General features: G+C 71.4%; 26 protein-coding genes. 9 read left to right on the top strand and 17 right to left on the bottom strand.

Features of this window, described 5'->3' with window-relative positions:
- Positions 1-44: 44 nt before the first annotated feature.
- From Cba03nite_RS32105 to Cba03nite_RS32050, 12 genes are all read right to left on the bottom strand, one after another.
- Positions 45-797 (bottom strand): alpha/beta hydrolase, encoded by a 753-nt coding sequence (locus tag Cba03nite_RS32105; RefSeq protein WP_203754372.1) that lies wholly within the window; start codon positions 795-797, stop codon positions 45-47.
- On the bottom strand, positions 794-1816 hold the full coding sequence (locus Cba03nite_RS32100; protein ID WP_203754480.1) for an amidohydrolase family protein: 1023 nt from the start codon (positions 1814-1816) through the stop codon (positions 794-796). Before Cba03nite_RS32100 ends, Cba03nite_RS32105 begins: the two co-directional genes overlap by 4 nt.
- On the bottom strand, positions 1813-2334 hold the full coding sequence (locus Cba03nite_RS32095; RefSeq protein WP_203754369.1) for a 3-hydroxyanthranilate 3,4-dioxygenase: 522 nt from the start codon (positions 2332-2334) through the stop codon (positions 1813-1815). Before Cba03nite_RS32095 ends, Cba03nite_RS32100 begins: the two co-directional genes overlap by 4 nt.
- Positions 2334-2756 carry a RidA family protein gene (locus Cba03nite_RS32090; RefSeq protein WP_203754367.1) on the bottom strand — a complete coding sequence of 141 codons (423 nt, stop codon included), beginning with the start codon at positions 2754-2756 and terminating at the stop codon, positions 2334-2336. Before Cba03nite_RS32090 ends, Cba03nite_RS32095 begins: the two co-directional genes overlap by 1 nt.
- A 175-nt stretch (positions 2757-2931) precedes the next feature.
- Positions 2932-3657 carry a 2-keto-4-pentenoate hydratase gene (locus Cba03nite_RS32085; RefSeq protein ID WP_203754365.1) on the bottom strand — a complete coding sequence of 242 codons (726 nt, stop codon included), beginning with the start codon at positions 3655-3657 and terminating at the stop codon, positions 2932-2934.
- Positions 3654-4712 (bottom strand): 4-hydroxy-2-oxovalerate aldolase, encoded by a 1059-nt coding sequence (gene dmpG / locus Cba03nite_RS32080; RefSeq protein WP_203754363.1) that lies wholly within the window; start codon positions 4710-4712, stop codon positions 3654-3656. The genes Cba03nite_RS32085 and dmpG overlap by 4 nt, the downstream gene beginning before the upstream one ends.
- Complete coding sequence (locus Cba03nite_RS32075; RefSeq protein ID WP_203754362.1) at positions 4709-5614, bottom strand: acetaldehyde dehydrogenase (acetylating); 906 nt, start codon at positions 5612-5614, stop codon at positions 4709-4711. Before Cba03nite_RS32075 ends, dmpG begins: the two co-directional genes overlap by 4 nt.
- A 112-nt stretch (positions 5615-5726) precedes the next feature.
- Positions 5727-6500 carry a 2-keto-4-pentenoate hydratase gene (locus tag Cba03nite_RS32070; RefSeq protein ID WP_239126168.1) on the bottom strand — a complete coding sequence of 258 codons (774 nt, stop codon included), beginning with the start codon at positions 6498-6500 and terminating at the stop codon, positions 5727-5729.
- A gap of 17 nt (positions 6501-6517) precedes the next feature.
- Positions 6518-7999 carry a 2-hydroxymuconic semialdehyde dehydrogenase gene (locus Cba03nite_RS32065; protein ID WP_203754460.1) on the bottom strand — a complete coding sequence of 494 codons (1482 nt, stop codon included), beginning with the start codon at positions 7997-7999 and terminating at the stop codon, positions 6518-6520.
- A 17-nt stretch (positions 8000-8016) separates the two neighbouring features.
- The gene (locus Cba03nite_RS32060; protein WP_203754361.1) at positions 8017-9351 is read right to left on the bottom strand and encodes an FAD-dependent oxidoreductase; all 1335 of its coding nucleotides are present in this window, start codon (positions 9349-9351) and stop codon (positions 8017-8019) included.
- Entirely contained in the window at positions 9348-10622 is a 1275-nt protein-coding gene (gene kynU, locus Cba03nite_RS32055; RefSeq protein ID WP_346113400.1) for a kynureninase, read from the bottom strand. The genes Cba03nite_RS32060 and kynU overlap by 4 nt, the downstream gene beginning before the upstream one ends.
- Before the next feature lie 100 nt (positions 10623-10722).
- The gene (locus Cba03nite_RS32050; protein ID WP_203754458.1) at positions 10723-11595 is read right to left on the bottom strand and encodes a tryptophan 2,3-dioxygenase; all 873 of its coding nucleotides are present in this window, start codon (positions 11593-11595) and stop codon (positions 10723-10725) included.
- Positions 11596-11755: 160 nt separating this feature from the next.
- On the opposite strand from Cba03nite_RS32050, the gene Cba03nite_RS32045 reads away from it, so the two are divergent.
- From Cba03nite_RS32045 to Cba03nite_RS32035, 3 genes are all read left to right on the top strand, one after another.
- Positions 11756-12202, top strand: a complete 447-nt coding sequence (locus Cba03nite_RS32045) for an Lrp/AsnC family transcriptional regulator (protein WP_203754358.1) — start codon at positions 11756-11758, stop codon at positions 12200-12202.
- Positions 12203-12419: 217 nt separating this feature from the next.
- A complete protein-coding gene (locus Cba03nite_RS32040) occupies positions 12420-12911 on the top strand; it encodes a hypothetical protein (protein WP_203754356.1) in 492 nt (163 codons plus the stop codon).
- 5 nt (positions 12912-12916) lie between these two features.
- Positions 12917-13534, top strand: coding sequence for a class F sortase (locus tag Cba03nite_RS32035; protein ID WP_203754354.1), 618 nt, complete (start codon positions 12917-12919; stop codon positions 13532-13534).
- A gap of 3 nt (positions 13535-13537) precedes the next feature.
- Here the strand turns inward: Cba03nite_RS32035 and Cba03nite_RS32030 are convergent, their stop codons facing one another.
- The gene (locus tag Cba03nite_RS32030; protein ID WP_203754351.1) at positions 13538-14056 is read right to left on the bottom strand and encodes an HNH endonuclease; all 519 of its coding nucleotides are present in this window, start codon (positions 14054-14056) and stop codon (positions 13538-13540) included.
- 199 nt (positions 14057-14255) lie between these two features.
- On the opposite strand from Cba03nite_RS32030, the gene Cba03nite_RS32025 reads away from it, so the two are divergent.
- The 4 genes from Cba03nite_RS32025 (at position 14256) to Cba03nite_RS32010 (ending at position 18586) form a co-directional block, all read left to right on the top strand.
- A complete protein-coding gene (locus Cba03nite_RS32025) occupies positions 14256-15275 on the top strand; it encodes a mechanosensitive ion channel family protein (protein ID WP_203754350.1) in 1020 nt (339 codons plus the stop codon).
- 141 nt (positions 15276-15416) lie between these two features.
- On the top strand, positions 15417-16769 hold the full coding sequence (locus tag Cba03nite_RS32020; RefSeq protein ID WP_203754347.1) for an MFS transporter: 1353 nt from the start codon (positions 15417-15419) through the stop codon (positions 16767-16769).
- A gap of 10 nt (positions 16770-16779) precedes the next feature.
- A complete protein-coding gene (locus Cba03nite_RS32015; RefSeq protein WP_275411633.1) occupies positions 16780-17193 on the top strand; it encodes a globin in 414 nt (137 codons plus the stop codon).
- Between the two features lie 112 nt (positions 17194-17305).
- Entirely contained in the window at positions 17306-18586 is a 1281-nt protein-coding gene (locus Cba03nite_RS32010; RefSeq protein WP_203754344.1) for a WD40 repeat domain-containing protein, read from the top strand.
- A gap of 122 nt (positions 18587-18708) precedes the next feature.
- On the opposite strand, the gene Cba03nite_RS32005 is transcribed toward Cba03nite_RS32010, so the two are convergent.
- The 4 genes from Cba03nite_RS32005 to ettA form a co-directional block, all read right to left on the bottom strand.
- Positions 18709-19176, bottom strand: coding sequence for a type III secretion system chaperone family protein (locus Cba03nite_RS32005; protein ID WP_203754341.1), 468 nt, complete (start codon positions 19174-19176; stop codon positions 18709-18711).
- A gap of 274 nt (positions 19177-19450) precedes the next feature.
- The gene (locus Cba03nite_RS32000; protein ID WP_203754339.1) at positions 19451-20080 is read right to left on the bottom strand and encodes a DUF8185 domain-containing protein; all 630 of its coding nucleotides are present in this window, start codon (positions 20078-20080) and stop codon (positions 19451-19453) included.
- A complete protein-coding gene (locus tag Cba03nite_RS31995; protein WP_203754337.1) occupies positions 20065-20466 on the bottom strand; it encodes an acyl-CoA thioesterase in 402 nt (133 codons plus the stop codon). Before Cba03nite_RS31995 ends, Cba03nite_RS32000 begins: the two co-directional genes overlap by 16 nt.
- Before the next feature lie 99 nt (positions 20467-20565).
- Entirely contained in the window at positions 20566-22242 is a 1677-nt protein-coding gene (gene ettA / locus Cba03nite_RS31990) for an energy-dependent translational throttle protein EttA (RefSeq protein WP_203754335.1), read from the bottom strand.
- A gap of 239 nt (positions 22243-22481) precedes the next feature.
- On the opposite strand from ettA, the gene Cba03nite_RS31985 reads away from it, so the two are divergent.
- Positions 22482-23894, top strand: a complete 1413-nt coding sequence (locus Cba03nite_RS31985) for an alpha,alpha-trehalose-phosphate synthase (UDP-forming) (protein WP_203754319.1) — start codon at positions 22482-22484, stop codon at positions 23892-23894.
- Positions 23891-26431 carry a trehalose-phosphatase gene (otsB, locus tag Cba03nite_RS31980; RefSeq protein WP_239126162.1) on the top strand — a complete coding sequence of 847 codons (2541 nt, stop codon included), beginning with the start codon at positions 23891-23893 and terminating at the stop codon, positions 26429-26431. The genes Cba03nite_RS31985 and otsB overlap by 4 nt, the downstream gene beginning before the upstream one ends.
- Positions 26432-26449 lie beyond the last annotated feature (18 nt).

The following is a 26449-nucleotide window of genomic DNA, read 5'->3' as shown; positions in this document are numbered from 1 at the left end:
GCTCAACGCTAGCGGAGTGAGCGCCGTCACCTGCTCAGGGGTGGTCAAACTGCTGCCGGAAACGACAGCCGCTCCAGTTCCGCGAGCACGACCGGCCACGCGGCCGACAGCGGGTCGATGACGGCGAAGTGGGCCGCGCCGGGCACCGTGACGAGGCGGCTGCCCGGGTGGGCGGCGGTGTACGCCTCCGCCACCGCGACCGGCACGATCTCGTCGAGCAGGCCGTGCAGCAGCACGGTCGTGCCCGCAGGGGCGGGCAGCCGGGCCGGGTCCAGGTCGGCCCGGGACGCCGCCTCGGCGCCCAGGAAGTCCGCCACCGCCCCGTCGTCGAGATGCAGCTCCTCGGCCAGCCGGAGATCCGCCACGGGCGCCAGCGCCAGCGTGCCGGTCTGCCCGGGGGCCGGGGCCGCGCTCGCCGCCCACAGCGCCAGATGGCCGCCCGCGGAGTGTCCCGCCACGATCACCCGCCCGTCGTGCCCCTCCACCGCGCCGGGCACGGCGGCGAGCGCCTCGGCCACGTCACGCACGGTGTGCTCGGGCCGGCCCGGCTCCCGGCGGTACTCGATCGAGCACACCGTCCAGCCCGCGTCGCGGATCGCGGCGGCCAGCGGGTGGGTGTGCGCGCGGTCGTACTCCGGCCGCCAGAAGCCGCCGTGCACGAACACGACCAGCGGCCGGGCCGCCGCCCGCGTGTCGCCGTGCCAGGCGTCGGCGACGTGTTCGGGCAGCGGGCCGTAGCGCACGGTCGCGTCGGGCGCGGGTGCGCTGCGGGAGAGCACCGAGCGGTCCTCCGTCACGCCGCCCGCCCGAGGCCGGGCCGGTTCAAGAACGCGAGCGCGTTGCCGCCGAGCAGCTTGTCGCGCTGGCCGTCGGTGAGGAAGTCGGACTTGCGCACCACCGCGCCGACCGGGCGCTCGCCCAGCGGGTAGGGGTAGTCGCTGCCGAGCAGGATGCGGTCCTCGCCCATGGTGTCCACCAGCAGCCGCAGCGCGGCCGGGTCGAAGACGACCGTGTCCACGTAGAACCGGTGCGTGTACTCGCTCGGCGGCAGCGCGGACTGCCCGCGTACCACGTCGCCGCGCCGGTGCCAGGCGTTGTCCGCGCGGCCCAGCCAGAACGGGAAGCTGCCGCCGCCGTGCGCGAAGCACAGCCGCAGCGTCTCCGGCACCCGGTCGAACACCCCGCCCAGGATCATCGAGAGCACGGACAGGTGCGTCTCGGCGGGCATGCCGGTCAGCCAGCGGGCCATCCACCGGTCCAGGCGCGGCCCGTTCGGCATGTCCCACGGGTGCACGAACACCGGCGCCCCGACCTGCGCGCAGTGCTGCAGGAACTGGATGATGCCCTCGTCGTCGAGGTCGCGGTCGCCGACGTGGTTGCCGATCTCGACGCCCGCGTGCCCGTTCGCCATACAGCGGTCCAGCTCGGCGCAGGCCAGGTCGGGGTCCTGCAGGGGCACCTGGCAGAACGGCACCAGCCGGTCTCCGGAGTCCGCGCAGACCTCCAGGGCCAGGTCGTTGAAGATCCGGGCCACCTTCATCGCCTGCGCGGCCGGTCGCTCGTACGAGAAGAACACCGGGGTGGGCGAGACCACCTGGACGTCCACCCCGTCGTCGGCCATGTCGGCGAGCCGGGTGGGCGCGTCCCAGCACTGCGCGCCGATGGGGCGGAACTCGCTCTCCCCCACCATGATCATTGCTTCGTGCTCGGAGTCCACGCGCAGCCACGGCCAGCCGTCGCCGCCGCACTCCGACGACAGCTCCGGCCAGCCCTTCGGCACGACGTGGGTGTGCACGTCGACTACGGGCGCCATCAGCCCTTGCCCGGGTGCAGGGTGCCGCACTTGGCGCAGGTGCGCGCCTGCTCGTCTTCGTAGAACGCGGTGAACACCGGCGGGAGGTCGGCGACGATGTCGCGCACCTGCAGCTCGACCTCGTGCACGATCTCGGCGCAGTTCGGGCAGTACCAGCGGAACTTCTCCAGCGTGCCCTCCTCCCGGGGCCGCTCCAGGACCAGGCCGATCGAGCCGGCCTCGCGCTGCGGCGAGTGCGGGGTGAGGCGGGGCAGCATCCACATGTGCCCCTCGGGCACGGTGATGGTCCGCGGGCCCTCCGGCGTCATCAGGTTGATCCGCAGGGTGCCCTTGATCTGGTAGAAGAACTCCTCGTACGGGTCCACGTGGAAGTCCGTGCGCTGGTTCGGCCCGCCGACCACCATGACGATGAAGTCGTCGCCGGTCGGGAACATCTGCTTGTTGCCGACCGGCGGCTTGAGCAGGTGCTGGTTCTCCTCGATCCAGCCGGGGAAGCTCACCGGCTCGGTGATCTCGGTCATCACGACTCCTTGTCTGGCAGCAGTGCGACGGCTTGGATCTCGATCAGCAGGTGCGGGTGCGGGAGCTGGTGCACCGCGACCGTGGTGCGGGTCGGCCCGGTGGCGTCGAAGAACTCGCCGTACACCTCGTTGTACCCGCCGAAGTCGTTCATGTTGACCAGGTACGTGGTGACCTGGACCAGGTCGGACAGGTCCGCGCCGACCGAGCGCAGGATGTCCCCGATGTTCTCGATCACGGCCCGGGTCTGCTCACGGATGTCGAGACTGGTCGTCCCCATCTCGTCCACCGAAGCGCCCGCGATCGTGTTGTCCGGCCGCCGGCTCGACGTCCCGCTCACGAACGCGAACCCGCCCGCCACCTTCACGTGCGGAAACCTGCCGCGCGGCGTCGCCTTGCCCGCGACCGTCTTCGCCCCGCTCATGCCGCCTCCCCGCTTCCCGCCGCCCGCCCGAGGGCGCCGTGCAGTTTCGGGGAAACTGCAGCATCCGAGCCGTGGATTCGTGCAGTTTCCCCGAAACTGCGGCGGCCCATCCCGCCGTGGCGCGTGGTTTGCCCGAAGCTGCGGCGGCCCGCGCCGACGAGGCGCGCGTGGGGGGTCATGACGCCACCACGGAGGTGGTGCCGAGGCCTTCGACGGTGGCGCGCACGTGGGCGCCCGGCGTCAGCGGCACCGCGGCCGTGGCCGCACCCGCCAGGAAGATCCAGCCGGGCTCCAGGGCGACGCCGTAGCGGGCGGTGAGGGCGCGGCCCTCGTCCAGCGCCCGGCGCGGGTCGCCCAGGATCGCGGCGGTCGAGCCCGCCTGCACCACCTTGCCGTCGACCTCCAGCAGCACGCCGAGGTTGTCCAGGCCCGCCGGGACCGGCTGCCAGGCGCCGATGACGAACGCGGCGCCGGAGGTGTTGTCGGCGACCACGTCGGGGTGGGTGAACTGGAAGTCCGCGTACCGCGAATCGATGATCTCCAGCGCGGGCGCGACCGCGGCGATGCCGCCCTCGCCCAGCAGGAACGCGACCTCCGGCTCGATCCGGGGGTGGATGAAGCCGTCGAGGGCGAGCCGCCCGCCGTCGGGCACCCGCATCGCGTCGGTGAGCCGACCCCAGATCACCTCGTGTACGCCGACCTGCGCCATCTTGGCCCGGCTGGTGAGCCCCATCTTGATGCCCACCAGGCGCTGGCCCCGGTCGAGGCGGCGCGCGATCAGCGCCTCCTGGACCGCGTAGGCCCCGTCCACGTCCAGCTCGTGCCCGAGCGTGAGCTGCGGGATCGCCTTCGCGCCGGTCGCCGCGTCGTCGAGCAGCGCCGCCATCGTCTCGATGCTCATGCCATCTCCCCCGCGCTCGCGGCTGCCTGCTCGGCGTCGCGGACCAGGTCCAAGGCGACGTCCACGATCATGTCCTCCTGGCCGCCGACCATGCGGCGGCGGCCCAGCTCGACCAGGATCGAGCGCACGTCCACGCCGTACTTGGCCGAGGCGCGCTCGGCGTGGCGCAGGAAGCTGGAGTAGACGCCCGCGTAGCCCAGCGACAGCGTCTCCCGGTCCACCTGCACCGGACGGTCCTGCAACGGCCGGACGACGTCGTCGGCCGCGTCCATCAGCGCGAACACGTCGCAGCCGTGCTCCCAGCCCATCAGCTCGGCGGTGGCCACGAACACCTCCAGCGGCGCGTTGCCCGCGCCCGCGCCCATGCCCGCCAGCGAGGCGTCGACGCGCACCGGCACGCCGGGGCGGTCGCCGTGCTCCACGGCCACCACGCTGTTGGCGACGCCGAGGGACAGGTTGTGGTGGGCGTGGATGCCGACCTGCGTGCGCTCGTCGAGCACCTGCCGGTAGGCGTCAACCCGCTCCGCGACGTCGCGCATGAGCAGCCGCCCGCCGGAGTCGGTGACGTAGACGCAGTGCGCGCCGTACGACTCCATCAGCTTGGCCTGCTTGGCCAGCCCGGCCGGGTCGTTCATGTGGGACATCATCAGGAAGCCGGACACGTCCATGCCGTTCTCCCGCGCCCAGCCGATGTGCTGGGCGGAGATGTCCGCCTCGGTGCAGTGCGTGGCGATGCGCACGCTGGTCACGCCGAGGTCGCGGGCGGCCTTGAGGTCGGCGATGGTGCCGATGCCGGGCAGCAGCAGGGTGGTCAGCTTCGCGTTCGGCATGACCTCGGCCGCCGCGGCGATCCACTCGGCGTCGGTCGCCGCGCCGTGCCCGTAGTTCACGCTGGAACCGGCCAGGCCGTCGCCGTGCGCCACCTCGATCGCGGCGACGCCCGCCGCGTCCAGCGCCGCGGCGATCCGCCGCACCTGCTCGACCGTGTACCGGTGCCCGATGGCGTGCATGCCGTCGCGCAGGGTCACGTCCTGTACGTAGATCCGAGTCGTCATTTCTTCAGCTCCATCAGGCGCTCCGCGGTACGCAGCGCCGCCGAGGTCATGATGTCCAGGTTCCCGGCGTACGCGGGCAGGTAGTGCCCCGCCCCCGACACCTCCAGGAACACCGACACCTGCAGCGCGGGCGCGTCGAACATGGGCACGGTCACCGTGTCGAACTGCACCTGCTGCTTGAGCCGGTAGCCGGGCACGTAGCCCTGCACCTGCTTGACCATGTCCTCGACGCTCGCCGCGATGGCGGCCCGGTCGGCGTCCGCGTCCGGGCAGAGGCAGTACACGGTGTCGCGCATCAGCAGCGGCGGCTCGGCCGGGTTGAGCACGATGATCGCCTTGCCGCGTCCCGCGCCGCCGACGACCTCGATGGCCCGCGCCGTGGTCTCGGTGAACTCGTCGATGTTGGCCCGGGTGCCGGGGCCAGCCGAGCGCGACGCGATGGACGCGACGATCTCGCCGTACGCCACCGGCGTCACCGCGCTGACCGCCGCCACGATCGGCACGGTCGCCTGCCCGCCGCAGGTCACCATGTTCACGTTCGGCTGGTCGAGGTGCTCGTCCAGGTTCACGGTCGGCACGACGTACGGCCCGATCGCGGCCGGCGTCAGGTCGATCACGACCTTGCCGTGCCTGCGCAGCACCTCGTCGTGATACCGGTGCGCCTTCGCCGACGTCGCGTCGAACACGACATCCACCTCGGCGAACTCCGGCATCTTCACGAGCCCGTCCACGCCTTCGGCCGTGGTCGCCACCCCGAGCCGCGCGGCCCGCGCCAGCCCGTCCGACTCCGGATCGATCCCCACCATCGCCACCATCCGCAGCGACTCACTCAACCGCAACACCTTGATCATCAGGTCGGTCCCGATGTTCCCCGACCCGATCACCGCCACTCCGGCCTTCACCGGCTGCCTCCCTTGCCGCTTGCTTGCCCCGCACCGCGTGTTGCTTCGGTGATCACGGCGCCGGGGTAGCGACACGCCGTCGAACACGTCCTCAAGTTCATGATCAACGCACTCATGGGGTGAACCGGGTGCGGACGGAGCCGAGGCCGCTGATGCGGGCCTCGTAGGCGGCGCCGGGGGTGACCGGGACCATGGGGCCCAGTGCGCCGGACAGGATGACGTCGCCCGTGCGCAGGGGGGTGCCGGCCTGCGCCATGGTCTCGGCGAGCCAGGCGACGGCGTGCAGGGGGTTGCCGAGGCAGGCGGCGCCCGCGCCGACGGAGACCGGCTCGCCCTCGTGTTCCAGGACCATGCCGCAGAGGCGGAGGTCGACGGAGGGCAGCGGGACGGGGCGGTTGCCGAGGACGAACATGGCGCTGGAGGCGTTGTCGGCGACGGTGTCGACGATGGAGATGTCCCAGTTCGCGATGCGGGAGCCGACGATCTCGATGGCGGGCAGCAGGTGGTCGGTCGCGCGGATGACGTCGGCGACGGTGACCTGCTGGTGCGGCAGGTCACCGCCGAGTACGAAGGCCACCTCGGCCTCGACCTTGGGCTGCAGGATGCGGGTCACGTCGACCTCGGCGCCGTCCCAGGCGGCCATGTCGGCGAAGAGCACCCCGAAGTCGGGCTGGTCCACGCCGAGCTGCCGCTGCACGGCGGGGTTGGTCAGGCCGATCTTCGCGCCGACGATGCGCCGCCCGGCGGCGACCGCGTCCTGGGTCATGGCCCGCTGCACGGCGTATGCCGAGGCCACGTCGCCGACCGGCAGCAGGCGCTCCCGGAGCGGGGCGCACGGGGTGCGGGTCTCCTGCGCGTCGCGCAGCAGGCGTACCGCCTCGTCGATCTTGTCCTTGCCGATGGTCACGAAAGCTCCACGCAGACGTTGGTCAGTTCGGAGTAGAAGGCCAGCGAGTGCACGCCGCCCTCGCGGCCCACGCCGGAGGCCTTGACCCCGCCGAACGGGGTGCGCAGGTCGCGCAGGAACCAGGTGTTGACCCAGACCAGCCCGGCGTCCAGCCGCGACCCGGCCCGGTGCGCCCGGCCCACGTCCCGCGTCCACACGGTGGCCGCCAGGCCGTAGGCGCTGTCGTTGGCCAGCGCGAACGCCTCGTCCTCGTCGTCGAACGGCATCAGGCTGCACACCGGGCCGAAGATCTCCTCGCGGTTGACGCGCGCGTCCTGCGCCAGCCCGGTGAGCACGGTCGGCTGGACGTAAGCGCCCCCGTCCCGCGCGTCGCCGAACACCGGCACCCCGCCTCCGGCGAGCACCGTCGCGCCCTCGCTGCGGGCGAGGTCGTAGTAGGACAGCACCTTCTCCCGGTGCTGCCGCGAGATCAGCGGCATGTTCGCCGTGGCCTCGTCCTGCGGCCAGCCGAACGGCAGCTCAGACGCCTTCGCGGCCAGCTTCGAGGCGAACTCGTCGAAGATCGAGCGGTGCACGTAGAGCCGCTCGGTGCACAGGCAGACCTGGCCGCCGTTGGTGAAGCTGGACCGCACCGAGCCCGCGACGGCCGCATCGAGATCCGTGTCCGGGAAGACCAGGCCCGCGTTCTTGCCGCCCAGCTCGAACGAGACCGCCTTCACCCCGTCGGACGCGGCGCGCATGATCGCGCTGCCGGTGGCCGACTCGCCGGTGAACGTGATCGCGTCCACCCCGGGGTGCTTGGTCAGGAACTCGCCCGCCGAGTCCGGCCCGAAGCCGTGGACCAGGTTGAACACGCCCTCCGGCACGCCCGCGGCGGCCATCACCTCGGCCAGCAGCGTGGCCGACGACGGCGTCTCCTCCGACGGCTTCACGATGACCGCGTTGCCGCAGGCCAGCGCCGGGGCGACCTTCCAGGTGAGCAGCAGCAGCGGCAGGTTCCAGGGCACGATGATGGCGACCACGCCGACCGGCTTGCGCACCGCGTAGTTCAGCGCGCGCCCGCCCGCGGCGGTCGCGGTCATGAACGATTCGGTGGGCGCGGTCGTCACGATGTCGGCGAAGGCCCGGAAGTTGGCCGCCCCGCGCGGGATGTCGAGGGTACGCGCCTGCGAGATGCTCTTGCCGGTGTCCGCGACCTCGGCCGTGACCAGGTCGTCGAAGCGCTTCTCCAGCTCGTCGGCGACCCGCCGCAGCACCGCCGCGCGCTCGCCCTCGCTCATCCGGCCCCACGGCCCGCGCATCGCCGCACGCGCGGCGGCCACGGCCGCGTCCACGGTCGACGCGTCCGCCTCGGCGACCTCGAAGATCTTCTCGCCGGTCACCGGCGACACCTTCGCGAACGTCTTCTCAGCCGGCACGAACGCGCCGCCGACGAAGTTGCGCAGCAGGCCGGGCTCGCCCGCGGGGCGGCCGGTCATCAGCGTCGGGTCCCAGTTCACGCGCCCGTCCCCTTCCGGAAGGCCCACGCCGCGAGCGCGCCCACGGCCAGCACGGCCGCGCCCGCCGCCGCGCCGAGCAGGCGCTGCTGGCGGCGCACCCGGCGCTGCACCTGGGCGTACGGCGTGGTGGAGAACGACACCAGCTCGTAGCGGGACACGTAGCGGCCGGGCAGCGCCCGCTCCAGCGCGTGCTCGACCTTCTTCTGCGCCTGGAACACCGGGGAGGCGACCTTGTCCCGCATCTCCACGAAGTTCTCCAGCGCCATCTGCGCGATGGCCTCGGTGTTCTCCCGCCGCCGCGCCTCGAACTCCGGCAGCGCCCGGTCCCAGTCGTCGCCGGTCTCGTCGAGCACCCGGTCCAGCTCGACCACGTCCTCGAACGCGCAGTTCGCGCCCTGGCCGTAGAACGGCACGATGGCGTGCGCGGCGTCGCCGAGCAGCCCGACCCGGCCGTACGCGTGCCACGGCGCGCAGCGCACCGTGCCCAGCACGCCCACCGGGTTGTGCAGGTAGTCGTCGACCAGGTTCGGAGCCAGCTCCAGCAGGTCCGGGTACACCGCTGCGAAGTGCTTCTCGATCGCGGCCGGGCTGCTCAGCGACGCGAAGGCGCTGGTGCCGCCGGTCGGCCAGAACAGGGTGCAGGTGAACGAGCGGTCCGGGTTGGGCAGCGCGATCATCATGGACGCGCCGCGCGGCCAGATGTGCAGCGCGCCCGGGTCCAGCGCGAACTCGCCGTCCCGGCCCGGGATGGTCAGCTCCTTGTAGCCGTGCTCCAGGAAGTCCAGGCTCTCGGTCAGGCCGGTGTGCGCGAGCAGCTGCCCGCGTACCGCCGAGCTGAACCCGTCGGTGCCCAGGACGATGTCGGCCTGCGCGGTGACCGCGCCACCCGGGGTCTCGAAGCGCATCTCCCCCGTCTTGGGGTCGAGGCCGACCAGGCGGTGGTCGAAGTGCGCGGAGACGTTCGGCAGTTCGGTGGCCGCCGCGAGCAGCGCGTTGTTCAGCGCGCCGCGGCTGATCGAGTTGATCGCCCGCTCGCCGTCCGCGCTGTACTGCTGGAAGTCCAGCTCGCCCGCGACCGGGTGGATCATCCGGCCGCGCATCGGCAGCGCGTCGGCCATCACCGTCGTGTCCAGGCCGATGCGGCGCAGCGCGTCCAGGCCGCGCTCGGACAGCGCCAGGTTGATGGACCGGCCGCGCTCGACCTTGCCGGTGCGCGGGTCGGGGCGGCGCTCGTACATGGTCACCGTGTAGCCGCGGCGGGCCAGGTAGCAGGCGAGCAGGCAGCCCGCGAGCCCGGCGCCGACCACGGCGACGTGCTTGCCCTTGGTCATGAGGCGTCCTTAGGGAAGATCGCGGCGAGGGCCTCGGCCACCCGCCGGCAGTCGTCGTACGTCGAGTACAGCGGCACCGGCGCGAAGCGCACGATGTCGGGCTGGCGCGCGTCGGCGATCACGCCGTGCTCGTGGCGCAGCCGCCGGGCCAGCTCGTTCGCGCCCATCGCGGTCGTGCGCACGGACAGCTGGCAGCCGCGCCGCTCCGGATCACGCGGGGTGACCTGGACCAGCGGGCGGCCGGGCAGCACCTCGTCCAGCAGCGACTCCAGGTACGCGGTCAGGCGCAGGCTGCGGGCGCGCAGCGCCTCCATACCCACCTTGTCGAACAGCTCCAGCGAGGTCCGCACCGGGCCCATGGCGTAGATCGGCGGGTTGGAGATCTGCCACGCCTCGACCGTCGCCGGGGGCCGCGAGGTCGGCGTCATCTCGAACCGGGTCGCCGCCGCGGTGCTCCACCAGCCCTCGAACCGGGGCAGGTCCGGGTCGCCCAGGTGCCACTCGTGCACGAACACGCCGGACAGCGCGCCCGGCCCCGAGTTCAGGTACTTGTACGAGCACCAGGCGGCGAAGTCCACGCCCCACTCGTGCAGCCGCAGCGGCACGTTGCCGGCCGCGTGCGCCAGGTCCCAGCCCGCCACCGCACCCGCCGCGCGGGCCGCGCCGGTGATCGCCGGGATGTCCATCAGCTCGCCGGTCAGGTAGTTGACCCCGCCCAGCAGCACCAGCGCGACCCTGCCGCCCTCGTCCCGCAGGTACGCCAGCACGTCCTCGGTGCGCAGGCAGTCCTCGCCGTCGCGCGGCCGCAGCCGCACCACCTCGGCGTCCGGGTCCAGCCCGTGGAAGGCCACCTGGCTGCGCACCGCGTAGCTGTCCGACGGGAAAGCCGCGTCCTCGATCACGATCCGGGTCCGCGTCCCCGACGGCCGGTAGAACGACACCATCAGCAGGTGCAGGTTGACCGTCAGCGAGTTCATCACCACGGTCTCGCTCGGCAGCCCGCCCACCAGCCGCGCCGCCTGCTCGGTCAGCAGCTCGTGATACGGCAGCCACGGCCGCCCCGCCTCCAGATGCCCCTCGACCCCGAGCCGCGCCCAGGCGTCCAGATCCTCCAGCAGCTCATCCCGCGTGGCCCGCGGCTGCAGCCCGAGCGAGTTGCCCGCCATGTACGCCACCTCGGCGTACCCGCCCCCCTCGGCCGGCGGGATCCGGAACAGGTCCCGGTGCCCCGGGTCGGCCTCATCGCGCCTGCGCGCGTCAACCTCGGTCATTGCCATCTACCGTCTCGCTGTCTGGGTGCCCTGCGTTGATCATGAACTTATGGACGTGCTGGACGGCGTGTCCCGACCTCGGCGCCGTGATCAACCCGTACTACATGTGGGTACGGGCGGACCAGAGTTCGGGGAAGACCGTTCTGGCCATGCTGCGCTGGAGCCAGGCGTAGCCGTTGGAGCCGCCGCTGCCCACCTTCGCACCCATGGTGCGCGCCACGGCCATCAGATGCTTGTGCCGCCACACGTCGAAGCGCTCGGCGACCTCGGTCAGTGCCTCGCCCAGCTGGCGGAGCAGGTTGCCGGGGGTGTCCTCGGCGTAGACGGCGACCCAGGCGGCCTCGACGGCGGGGTGCGCCTCGTGCTCCTCGGCGAAGTCGCGGGTGAGCAGCTCAGCGGGGATGTCGTGACCCTGGCGGGCGAGCAGGGCGATCACGTCGTCCCACAGGCTCGGGCCGTTGAGGCTGGCCAGCAGGTCGTGGTACACGTCGTCCTGGCGCTTGAACGGGCGGACCAGCGACGCGGTCTTCAGGCCGAGCAGGAACTCCAGGTGGCGGTACATCGCCGACTGGAAGCCCGAGCCCTCGCCGAGCAGGTTGCGGAACTTGTTGAAGTCCGCCGGGGTCATCCAGCGCAGCGTCTGCCAGGCCGCGTTCAGGCCGTCCAGGTGCAGCGCGCAGCGCCGCAGCGGGGCCAGCGCGCCGTAGACGTCGTCCTCGCCGAGCAGCCGCTGCGTCTCCCGCAGCTCGAAGCGGACCAGCCCGAAGTACAGCTCCATCACCTGGCTGATCATCAGGAAGGACATCTCGCCGGGGTCCTTGCTCAGCGTCTGCTGCAGCGTGTGCAGCGTGCCGGCGTGGACGTAGGCGTCGTACGGGGTCCGCTCGGCGAACTCCAGGGTCGGCTCGCCGCCGTTGGCCTCGGCGCGCGCCGCGCGTTCCGCGGCGGTGGCCGGGCGTACGGCCGACGTCATCGTCGATGGGGCGTTCACGCGTTCCTCCAGGTTCTCCGGACCACGTCATGATCTCTCCGGAGGGCGTGACATCGGAATGCCGGATCAACGGCACTCGGGGCGCTCTGCTTAACGTTCATACTGAGGTAGGGGCGTTTCGTTTACGAAGGGAAAGCGCGTCGTGGACGACATGGACTGGGCGCTGCTGCGTGAGCTGCAGGCGGACGCACGGCTGTCCTTCAGCGAGCTGTCCCGCCGCGTGCACCTGTCCCCGCCGGCCGTCGCCGAGCGGGTGCGCCGCCTGGAGGAGGCCGGCGTGATCACCGGGTACCACGCGCACGTGGACCTGGCCCTGGCCGGCCGACCGGTGATCGCGCTGATCCAGATGTCCTGCTACGGCGCGGGCTGCATCCTGCGCGACCCCACCGTGTCCGGCTGGCCCGAGATCCTGGAGATCCACCGCATCACCGGCGACGCGTGCAGCATCCTCCGCGTCGCCGCCACTTCCATGGACGCCTTCGAAGCCCTCATCGACCGCCTCGCTCCCCACGGCCGCCCCTCCAGCACGATGATCCTCTCCACCCCCCTCCCCTGGCGCCCCCTCACCCCACCCCGCGAGGACGCTTGACCATCCGCCCCGACCCCGACCCGGCCCGGCCCGGCTTGATCGTCCGACTTGCCAGGCAGACGGGCGAAAGAGCGCCCAAGATACGCCCAGGTGCCGGGCAAGTTGGACGATCATGAAGGTCCGGTTCGGGTCGTTTTTCATGTTTCGGGGTGGTGTGGGTGAGAGGATGCCTGGGAGCCCCGGGTTCGGGGGTGGGGGGTACCGGTTTGGGGGAATCATGCGGTCTGCTCTACGGGTGGCGGCCGGCGTCACGGCGCTGGTCGTGGCGGCGCTGACGGCGCCTTCGCCCGCGCACGCCGAGGGTGTCTTCGTCGAGGTCAACCCGAGCACCATCCAGGCGGGGTTCCAGGTGGCGATCCGCGCGAGCTGCGGTGACGCGCTGAACAACGCGAAGGTGCACTCGGAGGCGTTCGGCACGGTGACCGTCGAGCCGGTCAACTCGTACCTGATCGCCGCGGCGACCGTGCCCGAGGGCAAGAAGGCCGGCGGCTACAACGTGAAGCTGACCTGCCCCAGCCGGCAGACCGCGACCACCACGCTCTGGGTGGTCAACCACGACAGCCCGGAGCACGGGCCGAACACCGGCGGCGGCGCGCTGGCCGACGACGGCGCCACGCTGATCGGCGGCGGCGCGGCCGTGGTGGGGCTGGGCCTCGGGCTGCTGGTGCTGATGCGGCGGCGCGGGCGCTCGCCGCTGACCCCGGCCTGAGCGCCGTGCCACGGCGGCTGGGCGTCCCGCTGGCGGTGCTGCTGGTCGTGGCCGGCCTGTTCGGGGTCGGCATCGGCCTGGGCAAGGCGAACGGGTTCTCGCTGGCGGAGCTGTTCCGGGGGCCGGGCAAGGCCCCGCCGGGCGAGTTCCCGGTGCTGGGCCCGAGCCGGCCGCTGCGGATCCAGATCCCGGACATCAGGGTGAAGGCGTACATCCACGGCGTCGGCCTGGACGATCGGGGTGCCATCGACACCCCGTCGCTGCTGCTGCGCAACGAGGCGGGCTGGTTCGACGACGGGCCCTCGCCCGGCCAGTACGGCCCGGCGATCATCGTCGGGCACGTGGACACCAAGGACAGGCCGGGCGTGTTCCACCGGCTCAACGAGCTGAAGCCCGGCGCGAAGATCGAGATCACGCGCCGGGACAACCGGATCACCGTGTTCGAGGTGAACACCGTCGAGCGGTTCAGCAAGGAGAAGCTGCCGGTGGACCGGATCTACCACGACTTCAGCCGGCCGGGGCTGCGCCTGATCACCTGCGGGGGCCGCTGGGTGGGCGGCGAGCTGGGCTACGCCGACAACATCGTGGTGTTCGCGAGCCTGATCAGCGCCCGCAAGGCCTGAGCGTCAGACCGTCTCCAGCCACTGCGCCCAGCGGGGGTCCGGGGTGCGGTGCCCGATGACCCGCCAGATCGCGCCGTGCGGCACGGTCGGCTTGACCGGCAGGCGCCAGCCGAGGTCGGACAGGGTCTTGTCGCCCTTGTGGTGGTTGCACCGCGCGCAGGCCGCGACGACGTTGTCCCACGCGTGCTGGCCGCCCTTGGAGCGCGGATGCACGTGGTCGATCGTCTCGGCGGGACCCTGGCAGTAGACGCAGCGCCCGCCGTCGCGGGCGAAGATGGCCCGGCGGGAGAGCCCGACCTGAGTGCGATACGGCACCCGGACGTAGCGGGTGAGCTTGGCGACCAGGGGGACGGGCACCCGGTGGCGGGAGCTGTGGAGCACCCCGTCGCCGTCGGCGACGCAGACGGCCTTGCCCGAGAGGATGAGGATGGCGGCCCGGCGCACGGACACGACACACAGCGGTTCGTAGGTCGCATTGAGGAGCAACGCGGCGGAGGAGGCTGCGGGTCGTATGTCAGGCATCGGTCTCACCCTCCGGGGTCACTCATGTCATGGCGTCATTGTGACCATCGTCCCCGATAGATCTGGTGAATGCACCTACAATTTGCGGCGGTCTCATGAATTCTCAGCCGCGCTTTGCCCAGCTCATTGGCATTTGCGAGCTAAATCCCCGCGAGACCCGCCCGCACCACGCCCCGACCGATGAGGTAACTACGTAGCCATGCTGAGTCTGTTCGACCCGAACCCCTCCGAGACGCCCTCCGTCGGCTGCATGGCCGACAAGATCTGCAAGGGCGTCTACGAACTGTCGGACTCGCAGTGGCTGGCCGACGGCGGCTACTACCTTCTCATCAAACCGCTCCGCATCATCGTCATCATCATCGTCGCGATGATCGCCCGCGCGCTGCTCAACCACACGATCAACAAGATCGTGGGCCGCACCGCGCAGGGCAAGGTGCCGACGATGCTGCGCCCGATCCGGGAGAAGATCCCGGCCTCGGTGGTCAACGCGACGTCGGTGTTCCCGGAGCGGCGCCGCCAGCGGGCCGAGGCGATCGGCTCGGTGCTCAAGAGCATGGTCACCGTCGGCGTCTTCTCGGTGGCGTTCCTGATCGTGCTGAGCGAGTTCGACATCAACGTCGGGCCGCTGATCGCCAGCCTCGGCATCGCCGGCGTGGCGCTCGGCTTCGGCGCGCAGTCGCTGGTCAAGGACCTGATCGCGGGCCTGTTCATGCTGCTGGAGGACCAGTACGGCGTCGGCGACGTGATCGACACCGGCGAGGCGGTCGGCGTCGTGGAGTCGGTGGGCCTGCGCACCGTGACCATCCGCGACGGGCGCGGCGTCATCTGGTACGTGCGCAACGGCGAGATCATCCGCATCGGCAACAAGAGCCAGGGCTGGGCCACCGTCATGATCGACGTGCCGATCGGCTTCGTCGGCGTGGAGGAGGCGACCTCGGTGCTGCGCCAGGCCGTCGACGCGTTCGCGCACGATCCGGAGTGGGCCGCGGACTTCGTCGAGCCGCCGCAGGTGCTGGGCGTGGAGAACATCAGCGTGGACGGCGCGGTGATCCGTACCGTGTGCAAGACCTCCGCCGACCGGCAGTGGGACCTGCAGCGGGAGATGCGCCGCCGGCTCACCGAGGCGCTGGAGGCGTCCGGTATCGCGGCGCAGATGCAGGCCGCCCGCGCGCTGCGCGCGTCGGTGCCCGCCGAGGAGCCGGCGGCACAGAATCCCTGATGGACTGACGGGTATCAGCCATAGAGGCTAGCGCTTTATCCACCGATCGGGCAGAATCAACCGACGATATCCCGCATGGGGCGGTCATTCGGCGGACTCTGCGACAGGATGACGGTCCTCGACCAACACGTCGTGTGATCCATGGAGGACCATCCGGTGGTGCACCACCCCACGCGCACCGACCCCCAGCCGAATGAAGCACCAGCGCCGTCAGCCTCGCAACCCGAGGAGCGCGCGACCTTCGGTGAGGTGCTCGCCAACCGCGAGTACCGGGGTGTCTTCGGCGCGAGTGTGCTGTCCTGGATCGGCGACTACCTGGCCAAGGCCGCCGTCACCGCGCTGGTCTACCAGCAGACGCAGTCGGCCGGCGCCGCGGCGGCCACGTTCGCGATCAGCTTCGCGCCGTGGGTGCTGCTGGGGCCGCTGCTGGCCGCGGTGGCGGAGCGGTATCCGTACCGCACGGTGATGATCGTCAGCGATCTCGCGCGGATGGTGCTGATCGCGCTGGTGGCCCTGCCGGGCCTGCCCGTGCCGCTGCTGATCGGCCTGCTCTTCCTCACCGCGCTGGGCAACCCGCCCTACGACGCGGCCCGCTCCGCCCTGCTCCCGTCGATTCTCAGCGGGGACCGGCTGGTGGTCGGCCTGTCGCTCAACCTGAGCGCCGGGCAGGCCGCCCAGATCGTGGGCTACCTGGCGGGCGGCTTCCTGGCGGCATTGAACCCGCGGGTCTCGCTGCTGCTCGACGCGGCCACCTTCGCATTGTCGGCGCTGCTGCTCAGCCTGCTCGTCAAGGCCCGCCCGGCGGCGAACGCCCGCGCGGCGCGGCGCAACCTGGTGCGCGAGACCGCCGACGGCTTCAAGGTGGTCTTCGGCATCCCGGCGCTGCGCGGCATCGCCATCCTGGTCTTCAGCGTGGCGCTGTTCGCGATCGTGCCGGAGGGCCTGGCCGCGGTCTGGGCGCACCACCTGGATCCGGGCGCGAGCCCCACCGAGCGCGGCTTCGCCCAGGGCCTGATCATGCTGGCCAACCCGGCCGGCTACGTGCTGGGCGGCATCGTGGTGGGCCGGATGCTCACCCCGGTCACCAAGCGGGCGCTGATCCGGCCGCTGGCCCTGCTCACCCCGCTGGTGCTGGTGCCCGCGCTGCTGAACCCGTCGCTGACCGCGGTCTGCCTGATGGCCGCCGCCTCCGGCTTCTGCGTGGCCGGCATGATGCCCGTCGCCAACGGCCTGTTCGTGCAGGCCCTGCCGAACGTCTACCGGGCGCGCGCGTTCGGCGTGATGCAGAGCGGGGTGCAGGTCATGCAGGGCGGCTCGGTGCTGGTCACCGGCCTGCTGGCCAACCACTGGGCACTGCACCAGGTGGTCGGGCTGTGGAGCGTGGCGGGCGTGGTGCTGGTGCTGGTGGCGCTGAGCGTGTGGCCGCCACAGGACCGCTTCGCGGCCGCGATCGAGCGTGCCCGGCGGCTCAACGAGGCTCCGGCCGCCGGGTAGCCTTGGCCGGGTGAGTGACCAGGCCGCTGCCCCCGTGACGTCCCTGCCGGTGCCGAACTACTTCGAGCTGCTCGGCGGCGAGGACACGTTCCGGCTGCTCGTCGACGAGTTCTACGCCGGGGTCGCCGAGGATCCGGTGCTGCGGCCCATGTACCCGGAGGAGGACCTCGGCCCGGCCAAGGACCGCCTGCGGCTGTTCCTGATCCAGTACTGGGGCGGCCCGAACACGTATTCGCAGGAGCGCGGGCACCCGCGGCTGCGTATGCGGCACGCGCCCTTCGTGATCGGCGAGGTGGAGCGCGACGCCTGGCTGCGCCACATGCGCCACGCGGTCGACGTGCTGGAACTCACCCCCGAGCTGGACCGGATGCTCTGGGACTACCTGGAGCGGGCAGCGTTCTTCATGGTCAATAAGGATCTCTGACAGGTGGATGTGACCCGGGGCACTTTCCTGACCGTACGGGTCAGGCGAGTGCCCTGATTTCCGTCGCCTCGTTGGGCACTGGGAATTGCCCCGATTACGAGGAGACGTCCTGATGCACCGTCGTGTCGTGTCACTGGCCGTGCTCGCCGCGATCGCACTGCCGGCGGCGGTGGGAGCCGCGCAGGGCCCGCCGCCGGAGAGCCTGGGCGCGCGCCAGGTCCGGACGGTGGGCGAGGACCCGGCCGACTGGACGCCGCACATCCTGGACGGCGAGGTCCACGCGCTCGCGGTCGTCGGCGAGACCGTGGTGGTCGGCGGCGACTTCACGAAGGTGGCCGACAGCGCCCTGGAGCAGGAGTACGACCGCGAGCACCTGTTCGCCTTCGACCTGCGCACCGGGGAGGTGCTCGACTTCGCGCCGGACATCGACGGCATGGTGCTCTCGCTGGCCGCGGGCCCCGACGGCACGGTGTTCGCAGGCGGCCCCTTCGAGGAGGTCGACGACCAGGACGTACGCGGCATCGCCCGGCTGGACCTGGCCACCGGCGGGCTGGTCGAGGGCTTCGACGCCTCGATCAACTGGGGCGACGTGCGGGGGCTCGCCGTCTCCGGCGGCTGGCTCTACCTCGGCGGCTCGTTCAGCGCGGTCAACGGCGTGCGGCGGCTCGGCCTGGCCCGGCTGGACACGCAGACCGGCGAGGTCGACCCGTGGTTCGACGCGCGGCTGGACGCGCCGGAGATCGGCCGGGTGAAGGTCGAGGACATCGCGGTCTCGCCGGACGGCGACCGGCTGCTGGCCGTCGGCGCGTTCACCCGGGCCGGCGGCGCGCGCCGGGTGCAGGCGGCCATGTTCGACCTGACCGCCGACAACCCCGCCAAGGCGGCCGGCTGGTGGACCGACGCGTACGTGCCGCTGTGCCGCGAGGGCTTCGACACGTACATGCGGGCGGTCGACTTCTCGCCGGACGGCGAGTACCTGGTCATCGTGACCACCGGCCGGCTCAGCGGGGTCGACCTCACCTGCGACACGGCGGCCCGCTTCGAGACGTACGCCACCGGCCGCGTGCGGCCCACCTGGGTCAACCACACCGGCGGCGACTCGCTGTACGCGGTGGAGATCGTCGGCGGCGCCGTCTACGTGGGCGGCCACCAGCGCTGGCTGGACAACCCGTACGGCATGGAGTCGGCCGGCCCCGGCGCCGTGGAGCGCCCCGGCGTGGCCGCGATCCACCCGGTCACCGGGATGGCGCTGCCGTGGAACCCGACCCGCAGCCGCGGCGTGGGGGTGCGCGCGTTCGCCATCACCCCGCTGGGGCTGCTGGTCGGCTCGGACACCGACGAGCTGGGCCGGGAGTACCACGGCCGGATCGGGCTGTTCCCGCGTACGGACTGACGAAGCCCGTAGGCCGCCTTCAGACGGCCGTCACGAAGACAGCCGCCTGTCCGGGTGTACGAGCCCCGGTCAGGCGGCTGTCGCCGTCCGTGCGCCCCGTCACCGGGGCGCACGGACGCGGGTCAGAGCAGGAGGCCGCCGTCGCTGTGCATCCAGTCGACGAAGGTGGTGGACACCGAGGCGGCGCAGTCGAGAATCTCCATCAGCAGCGCGTCGTGCGCGCCGGAGCGCAGCGGCACCTGCCACTCGGCGTAGATCGGCAGCTGACCGCGCTCGGTCGGGTCGCCGACGTACGCCTTGGCGAAGCGGCGGGTGTGGTTCCACTCGTTGACGGCGCGGTAGGCGAGGTCCGCCAGCTCCGGCGGCACGGTGGCGTGCGGCCGGGCGCGGATGACCAGGATCTCGTCGTCGGGGCCCTCGACCGCGAACAGCAGCGCGTGCCGCTCCCAGAGCGCCAGCAGGCTCTCCTCGCCGTCGGAGAGGTAACGGATGTCGAGCAGGTCCAGCGTGGCGGCGATCCGGCGCAGGTTGACCTGCGGCGTCTCCGCCGCGGCGAGCGCGGTGGGCGCCGGCGGCAGGCTGTCCATCATGGACAGATCGTCCGGCACTTCGAAGAGACTTCGCTGCTGCGGCACGGTGCGCGGTCGCGCTGTCCCCGTCGCCGACTGACCCACCCGCAAGCGTTGCCACGAGAACCACGCCATCGCCAATGCTCCTGTCCGACCGTAGCCTGAAGCCGACAGATCAATGCTGAGGGAGATTGCGCGCCTACCCTCAGTTCCATCCCCGGCGAGGAGGCTACCCGGACAGCCGTCTTTCGTCATCCCCTTACCGAAGGTCCCGGGCTGAACAGACGATGGCTCATCAGCTTATCGGCCTGCTGACAATAGGCCGTACGGACAAAGTGGGTGTCCGGAACCAGGCAGTCCCGTAAGCGCCCGCCAGTCCCGTCCACGGCCCGGCGGTGACCACGTTCACCGCGTCCGCGCCGAGGAAACCCATCCGGACCAACCCCTGCACGAGCCGCTGAGGTACGGCGAAGGCTACACCGTCCACATCGGAGACTCCGCGCACCACCACGTGGTCGAGAAGTGCGTCACGCAGCACCCGCTGCCCCACCGCGCGCCCGTGCAGGCCGTCCTTGCTCACATCGCGCAGCGCCTGGGCCGCCGCCGCGGCGGCGTCCTGCACCACCTCGGCCGGCAGCCGCTCCACCACCGCCGCCGTCGCGGGCGGCAGCGCGCCGCGCCAGTCGGCGTCCCGGGCGGGCAGCGTGGCCAGACCCTCCAGCAGCGCCGCCGCCGAGGTGACCCGCTCCCGGTCGACCGTCCCGGCGACGGTACGGGTGACCAGCACGCCCCACGGCAGCGGCGCCCACAGCGCCACCCGGCCCGCCCCGGCCGGCCGCAGCCGCACCAGGGTCGCCGGGTCCAGCCGCAGCAGCCGGCGCAGGAACACCGCCGCGTCGGCGCGGTCGCTCAGCTCGACAGCCATGGCTTCAGGAAGCTCTGCTCGGACTCGGACAGCCGCCGCGGCCGCTGCCGGACCAGGTCGTAGGGCACCAGCACGGACTTGGCCCGGCTGGCCAGCAGGTCGCCGTCGAACAGCTCGTAGGCGACGGTGAACCGGGACGGCCGCAGGTCCTCGACCCACAGCTCGATGCGCACCGGGTCGCCGTAGTCCACCGGCCGCAGGTAGTCCACCTCGTGCCGGGACACCACGATGCCCTCCTCGAAGGAGGTCACCCCGGCCTCGCGCGCCCCCACGAACATCATCGCCACCCGCGCCTCCTCGTACAGCGTGAGGAACCGCGCATTGTTCACATGCCCGTAAGCGTCAAGATCAGACCACCGCAGCGCGCAGTGGTAGGTGAATCTCATCGTTCTCCGCTCCGCTGGAGATCATCGAACTTGCCAGGCACCCGGGCGTATCTTGGTCGCCCATACGCCCAGGTGCCTGGCAAGTCGGTCGATCTTGGGTCAGTCGCGCGTCAGCTTGCGGTGGGTGACGCGGTGCGGGCGGGCGGCTTCCACGCCGAGGCGCTCGATCTTGTTCTTCTCGTACGCCTCGAAGTTGCCCTCGAACCAGAACCACTTCGACTCGTCCTCGTCGGTGCCCTCCCACGCCAGGATGTGGGTGGCCACGCGGTCGAGGAACATGCGGTCGTGGGAGATGACCACGGCGCAGCCGGGGAACTCCAGCAGCGCGTTCTCCAGGCTGGAGAGCGTCTCCACGTCCAGGTCGTTGGTCGGCTCGTCGAGCAGCAGCACGTTGCCGCCGATCTTGAGGGTGAGCGCCAGGTTGAGGCGGTTGCGCTCGCCGCCGGACAGCACGTTGACCGGCTTCTGCTGGTCCGGGCCCTTGAAGCCGAACGCGGCGACGTACGCCCGCGACGGCATCTCGACCTTGCCGACCATCAGGTAGTCCAGGCCGTCGGAGACGACCTCCCACACGGTCTTGCCGCTGTCCAGGCCGGACCGGTTCTGGTCCACGTAGGACAGCGACACGGTCTCGCCGACCTTGACGTTGCCCTCGTTCGGCTCCTCGATGCCGACGATGGTCTTGAACAGCGTGGTCTTGCCCACACCGTTGGGGCCGATGATGCCCACGATGCCGTTGCGCGGCAGCGAGAACGACAGGTCGTCGATCAGGACCCGGTCGCCGAAGCCCTTCTTGAGGCCCTTGACCTCGATCACCGTGTTGCCCAGGCGCGGGCCCGGCGGGATCTGGATCTCCTCGAAGTCGAGCTTGCGGGTCTTCTCGGCCTCGGCCGCCATCTCCTCGTAGCGGTCCAGGCGGGCCCGGGACTTGGTCTGGCGCGCCTTGGCGTTCGACCGGACCCACTCCAGCTCCTCGGAGAGGCGCTTCTTCATCTTGGCGTCCTTGCGGCCCTCGACCGCCAGGCGCGCCGCCTTCTTCTCCAGGTAGGTGGAGTAGTTGCCCTCGTACGGGTGGGTGCGGCCCCGGTCGAGCTCGAGGATCCACTGCGCCACGTTGTCGAGGAAGTACCGGTCGTGGGTGATCGCGATCACGGTGCCCGGGTACTTCGCCAGGTGCTGCTCCAGCCAGAGCACGCTCTCGGCGTCCAGGTGGTTGGTGGGCTCGTCGAGCAGCAGCAGGTCGGGCTGCTCCAGCAGCACCTTGCACAGCGCGACGCGGCGCTTCTCGCCACCGGACAGCGGGCCGACCGGCAGGTCCGGCTCCGGGCAGCGCAGCGCGTCCATGGCCTGCTCGAGCTTCGAGTCCAGGTCCCACGCGTCGCTGTGGTCCAGCTCCTCCTGGAGCTTGCCCATCTCGTCCATGAGCGCGTCGGAGTAGTCGGTCGCCATCAGCTCGGCGATCTCGTTGAACCGGGCGAGCTTGCGCTTGGTGTCGGCGACGGCGAGCTCGATGTTCTCCAGCACCGTCAGCGACTCGTCCAGGCGCGGCTCCTGGGCAACCATGCCCACGGTGTAGCCGGGCATGAGCCGGGCCTCGCCGTTGCTGGGGATGTCCTGACCGGCCATGATCCGCAGAAGGCTGGACTTACCCGCGCCGTTCGGGCCGACCACGCCGATCTTGGCACCCGGCAGGAAGCTGAGCGTGACGTTGTCGAGCACAACCTTGTCGCCGTGCGCCTTGCGTGCCTTTTCGAGCGTGTAGATGTACTGGGCCACGGTCGGGCCAACCCCCTTCAGACGTCTTCACGTCAATACTCCCAGGTCGCCCGGGAAGCTGCTCTTCGGGGTTTGGGCGGTTACGCTCCGGGCATCACGCAGCGGGTTGTGATCAATGCACAGCGCTGGGATGATCTACACGTATCGCCGCCGCGTGCCGCGCCGATGATCCACCTTTCAGCGGACTTCAGTAGTCTCAGAGGATGGCCCACGCTCCACCGATCGGAGGAGAGGCAGCGATGGTCGATCGCAGCCCGTTCGTCGTCGTCGCCAACCGGCTGCCCGTGGACGAGGTGACCACGGACACGCCCGGGGGGCGCGACACCGGTTCCGGGCGCCGCTGGCGGCGCAGCCCCGGCGGACTGGTCACCGCACTGCACCCGGTGCTCGTCGAGCGCCACGGCACCTGGATCGGCTGGGCAGGGTCGCCCGGGCCGGCCCCGGAGCCGTTCGAGCTGGACGGGATAAACCTGCGGCCGGTGCCGCTCTCCGAGGAGGATCTCGAGCGCTACTACGAGGGCCAGTCGAACGCCACGATCTGGCCGCTCTACCACGACAACGTCGAGCCGCCGGTGTTCCGGCGGCGCTGGCGCGAGGCGTACCGCGTGGTCAATCGGCGCTACGCCGAGGCCGCGGCGGAGGTGGCCGCCCAGGGCGCCACGGTCTGGGTGCAGGACTACCAGCTCCAGCTGGTCCCCTCGATGCTGCGGGAGCTGCGCCCCGACCTCAAGATCGGCTTCTTCCTGCACATCCCGTTCCCGCCGATCGAGCTGTTCATGCAGCTGCCGCAGCGCGCCGAGGTGCTGCGCGGGCTGCTCGGCGCCGACCTGGTCGGCTTCCAGCAGCGGCTGGCCGCGCAGAACTTCATCCGGCTGGCCCGCCACCTGCTCGGCACGCCGTACCACGGCAACGTGATCGAATACGAGGGTCGCCAGGTCAAGGCGGACGCGTTCCCGATCTCGATCGACGTGGGCGAGATGCAGCGTCTCGCGGACAATCCACTTGTCCGGGAACGTGCGATCCAGATCCGGGCCGAGCTCGGAGACCCCAAAACGGTCATTCTGGGCGTCGACCGGCTGGACTACACCAAGGGCATCGAGCACCGCCTGAAGGCGTTTCGCGAGCTCCTGGGCGCGGGCCGGCTCTCCGTGCCGGAAGCGGTGATGGTGCAGGTCGCGACGCCCTCCCGCGAACGGGTGGAGCACTACCAGGCACTTCGCATCAAGGTCGAGCGCGAGGTGGGCCGGATCAACGGCGATTTCGGTCGCGTCGGCGTGCCTGCCGTGCATTACCTGCACCAGTCGTACAGTCGCAGTGAGTTGGCCGCGCTCTACTGCGCGGCCGATGTGATGATGGTGACCCCGTTGCGGGACGGTATGAACCTGGTGGCCAAGGAGTACGTGGCAGCGCGCCTCGAACACGGGGGCGCGCTTGTGCTCAGTGAGTTCGCGGGCGCGGCGGGGGAGCTGCGCCAGGCGTTCCTGTGCAATCCACATGATCTGGACGCGGTCAAGGACGCACTCATGCGCGCGGTCACCGTCGACGAGCACGAGGCCCGGCGCCGGATGAGCGTGATGCAGCGGCACCTGCGCCGCCACGACGTGGCGCGCTGGGCGTCAGACTTCCTGACCGAACTGGGAGCCATACCATGACCCTGGGCATGACCGTCGATCTCGATCGCGACGGCTTCGACCCCGCCCTGCGCTCCGCGCTGACGCAGCTGGCCCGCGTACCCCACCTGCTGGTGGCGTGCGACTACGACGGCACGCTGGCGCCGATCGTGGAGGACCCGTCCGCGGCCGCCCCGCTGCCCGAGGCGGTGGCGGCGCTGCGCTCGCTGGCGACCCTGCCGCAGACCACCGTCGCGGTGGTCTCCGGCCGGGCGCTGCGCGACCTGGCGGCGCTGTCCCGCCTGCCCAGCGAGGTCCATCTCATCGGCAGTCACGGCTCCGAGTTCGACATCGGTTTCGTGCAGCGGCTCGCCGCCGACCAGGTCGACCTGCGCAGCCGGCTGCAGGCCGAGCTGGAGCGCATCGCCGCCGCCCACCCGGGTGTACGGCTGGAGAACAAGCCTGCCAGCGTCGCCGTGCACCTGCGCACCGCCTCCCGGGCCGTGGCCACGGCGGTGACCGACGCCATCCGGGTCGGCCCGGCCGCCTGGCCCAACGTGCACACCACCGAGGGCAAGGAGGTCGTCGAGCTGTCGGTGCTCGCCTCGAACAAGGGCACCGCGATCGACGAGCTGCGCCGCCAGGTGTCCGCCGGGGCCGTGCTGTTCATGGGCGACGACGTCACCGACGAGAACGCCTTCCGCACGCTGTCCGGCAAGGACGTCGGCGTCAAGGTGGGCACCGGGGAGACCGCCGCCGGGCACCGGGTCGGCGACCCGCTGCAGGCCGTACGCATCCTGGCGCTGCTGCTGGAGACCCGGCGGCACTGGCTGTTCGGCGAGCGCGCGGTGCCGATCGAGCGCCACTCGATGCTGGCCGACGGCCGCACCGTCGCGCTGATCAGCCCGGACGCGCGGGTCAGCTGGCTGTGCCACCCGCGGCCCGACTCCGCGGCGATCTTCGCCGACCTGCTCGGCGGCGCGCCCGCGGGCCACTTCACCGTGGCGCCGCAGCGCGGCGGGCACCCGCTGGGCCAGCGCTACCGCACCGGCACGATGACGGTCGAGACCCGCTGGTCCGGGCTCACCGTCACGGACTGGCTGGAGGGCGACAGCCTGATGCGCCGCCTCACCGGCAACACGGTGGTGCGCGTCGAGTACGCCCCGCGCCCGGAGTTCGGCCAGGTGCCGGTGCAGCTTCAACCGCTCACCGACGGGCTGCTCGTGCTCGGCACCAGCGAGCACCTGTGCCTCTACTCCCCCGGCGTGGAGTGGGACGTGGTCGACGACGGCGGGCACGACACCGCCCGCGCCGTCATCGACCTGTCCCGGATGAACGGCGAGGCGCTGCTGGAGATGCGCATGCGCAGCCACAACCTGACGGCGCACCCGCTGACCACCGGCGAGCGGCTGGAGAAGTCCGAGTCGTCGTGGCGGGAGTGGGCCAACTCGCTGGAGCTGCCGTCGGCCGAGAAGGAGGTCGTGCTGCGCAGCGCGCTCACCCTGCGCGGCCTGTGCCACTTCGAGGGCGGCGGCGTGATCGCGGCGGCCACCACCTCCCTGCCGGAGACGCTGGGCGGCATCCGCAACTGGGACTACCGGTTCTGCTGGCTGCGCGACGGCGCGATGACGGTGAAGGCCCTGGTCGAGCTGGGTTCGCTGACCGAGGCCGAGGCGTTCCTGCGCTGGGTCGACGGCGTCGTCGACCGGACCGGCGGGCACCCGGAGCGGCTGCACCCGCTCTACACCGTCGACGGATACGAGCTGGGCCCCGAGGCCGTGATCGAGAGCCTGCCCGGCTACGCCGGCTCCCGGCCGGTGCGCGTCGGCAACGCCGCCAACAAGCAGCTCCAGCTGGACGTGTTCGGTCCGGTCGCGGACGTGCTGATGGCGGTCGCGGACAAGCGCGGCAAGATCCGGCACGAGGAGTGGCGGGTCATGGAGGCCATGGTGCAGGCCGTCAGCCAGCGCTGGCACGAGCCCGACCACGGCATCTGGGAGGCCCGCCTGCCTCCGCGCCACCACGTTTACTCCAAGGTCATGTCCTGGATGACGGTGGACCGCGCGATCCAGGTGCTGGAGCGGCACACCAACGAGGAGCGGCCGGAGTGGCTGGAGCTGCGTGACCGGATCGCCGACAACGTGCTGCATCAGGGCTGGCACGAGGGCACCAAGGCGTACACGGTGGCGTACGGCTTCCCGGAGATGGACGCGTCGAGCCTGTGGATCGGCCTGTCCGGCCTGCTCGCCGACGACGACCCGCGCTTCCTGGACACCGTGCTCGCCGTCGAGGCCGAGCTGCGCTCCGGTCCGGTGGTCTACCGGTACAAGTGGGACGACGGCATGCCCGGCAAGGAGGGCGGCTTCCACATCTGCACCGCCTGGCTGATCGAGGCGTACCTGCGCACCGGCCGCCGCGCCGACGCGCAGGAACTCTTCGACCAGATGCTGGCCACGGCCGGCCCGACCGGCCTGCTGCCCGAGCAGTACGACCCCGACCTGGAGCGGGGCCTGGGCAACCACCCGCAGGCATACAGCCACCTCGGCCTGATCAGGTGCGCCCAGCTCCTCTCCGCCTGAGATAAAGGAAGGGCACCT

The sequence above is a fragment of the Catellatospora bangladeshensis genome, assembly GCF_016862575.1.
In the GTDB taxonomy this organism is placed as follows: Bacteria; Actinomycetota; Actinomycetes; order Mycobacteriales; family Micromonosporaceae; genus Catellatospora; species Catellatospora bangladeshensis.
This window is presented reverse-complemented; position numbering and strand designations above follow the sequence as displayed.

Excerpts from the sequence above, each read along its gene's own strand:
- Cba03nite_RS32095 (WP_203754369.1), bottom strand. The coding sequence starts at position 2,334 with ATGACCGAGATCACCGAGCCGGTGAGCTTCCCCGGCTGGATCGAGGAG.
- Cba03nite_RS32090 (WP_203754367.1), bottom strand. The coding sequence starts at position 2,756 with ATGAGCGGGGCGAAGACGGTCGCGGGCAAGGCGACGCCGCGCGGCAGG.
- Cba03nite_RS32085 (WP_203754365.1), bottom strand. The coding sequence starts at position 3,657 with ATGAGCATCGAGACGATGGCGGCGCTGCTCGACGACGCGGCGACCGGC.
- dmpG (WP_203754363.1), bottom strand. The coding sequence starts at position 4,712 with ATGACGACTCGGATCTACGTACAGGACGTGACCCTGCGCGACGGCATG.
- Cba03nite_RS32065 (WP_203754460.1), bottom strand. The coding sequence starts at position 7,999 with ATGACCGGCCGCCCCGCGGGCGAGCCCGGCCTGCTGCGCAACTTCGTC.
- Cba03nite_RS32060 (WP_203754361.1), bottom strand. The coding sequence starts at position 9,351 with ATGACCAAGGGCAAGCACGTCGCCGTGGTCGGCGCCGGGCTCGCGGGC.
- kynU (WP_346113400.1), bottom strand. The coding sequence starts at position 10,622 with ATGACCGAGGTTGACGCGCGCAGGCGCGATGAGGCCGACCCGGGGCAC.
- Cba03nite_RS32050 (WP_203754458.1), bottom strand. The coding sequence starts at position 11,595 with ATGACGTCGGCCGTACGCCCGGCCACCGCCGCGGAACGCGCGGCGCGC.
- Cba03nite_RS32040 (WP_203754356.1), top strand. The coding sequence starts at position 12,420 with ATGCGGTCTGCTCTACGGGTGGCGGCCGGCGTCACGGCGCTGGTCGTG.
- Cba03nite_RS32030 (WP_203754351.1), bottom strand. The coding sequence starts at position 14,056 with ATGCCTGACATACGACCCGCAGCCTCCTCCGCCGCGTTGCTCCTCAAT.
- Cba03nite_RS32025 (WP_203754350.1), top strand. The coding sequence starts at position 14,256 with ATGCTGAGTCTGTTCGACCCGAACCCCTCCGAGACGCCCTCCGTCGGC.
- Cba03nite_RS32020 (WP_203754347.1), top strand. The coding sequence starts at position 15,417 with ATGGAGGACCATCCGGTGGTGCACCACCCCACGCGCACCGACCCCCAG.
- Cba03nite_RS32010 (WP_203754344.1), top strand. The coding sequence starts at position 17,306 with ATGCACCGTCGTGTCGTGTCACTGGCCGTGCTCGCCGCGATCGCACTG.
- Cba03nite_RS32005 (WP_203754341.1), bottom strand. The coding sequence starts at position 19,176 with ATGATGGACAGCCTGCCGCCGGCGCCCACCGCGCTCGCCGCGGCGGAG.
- Cba03nite_RS32000 (WP_203754339.1), bottom strand. The coding sequence starts at position 20,080 with ATGGCTGTCGAGCTGAGCGACCGCGCCGACGCGGCGGTGTTCCTGCGC.
- Cba03nite_RS31995 (WP_203754337.1), bottom strand. The coding sequence starts at position 20,466 with ATGAGATTCACCTACCACTGCGCGCTGCGGTGGTCTGATCTTGACGCT.
- Cba03nite_RS31985 (WP_203754319.1), top strand. The coding sequence starts at position 22,482 with ATGGTCGATCGCAGCCCGTTCGTCGTCGTCGCCAACCGGCTGCCCGTG.
- otsB (WP_239126162.1), top strand. The coding sequence starts at position 23,891 with ATGACCCTGGGCATGACCGTCGATCTCGATCGCGACGGCTTCGACCCC.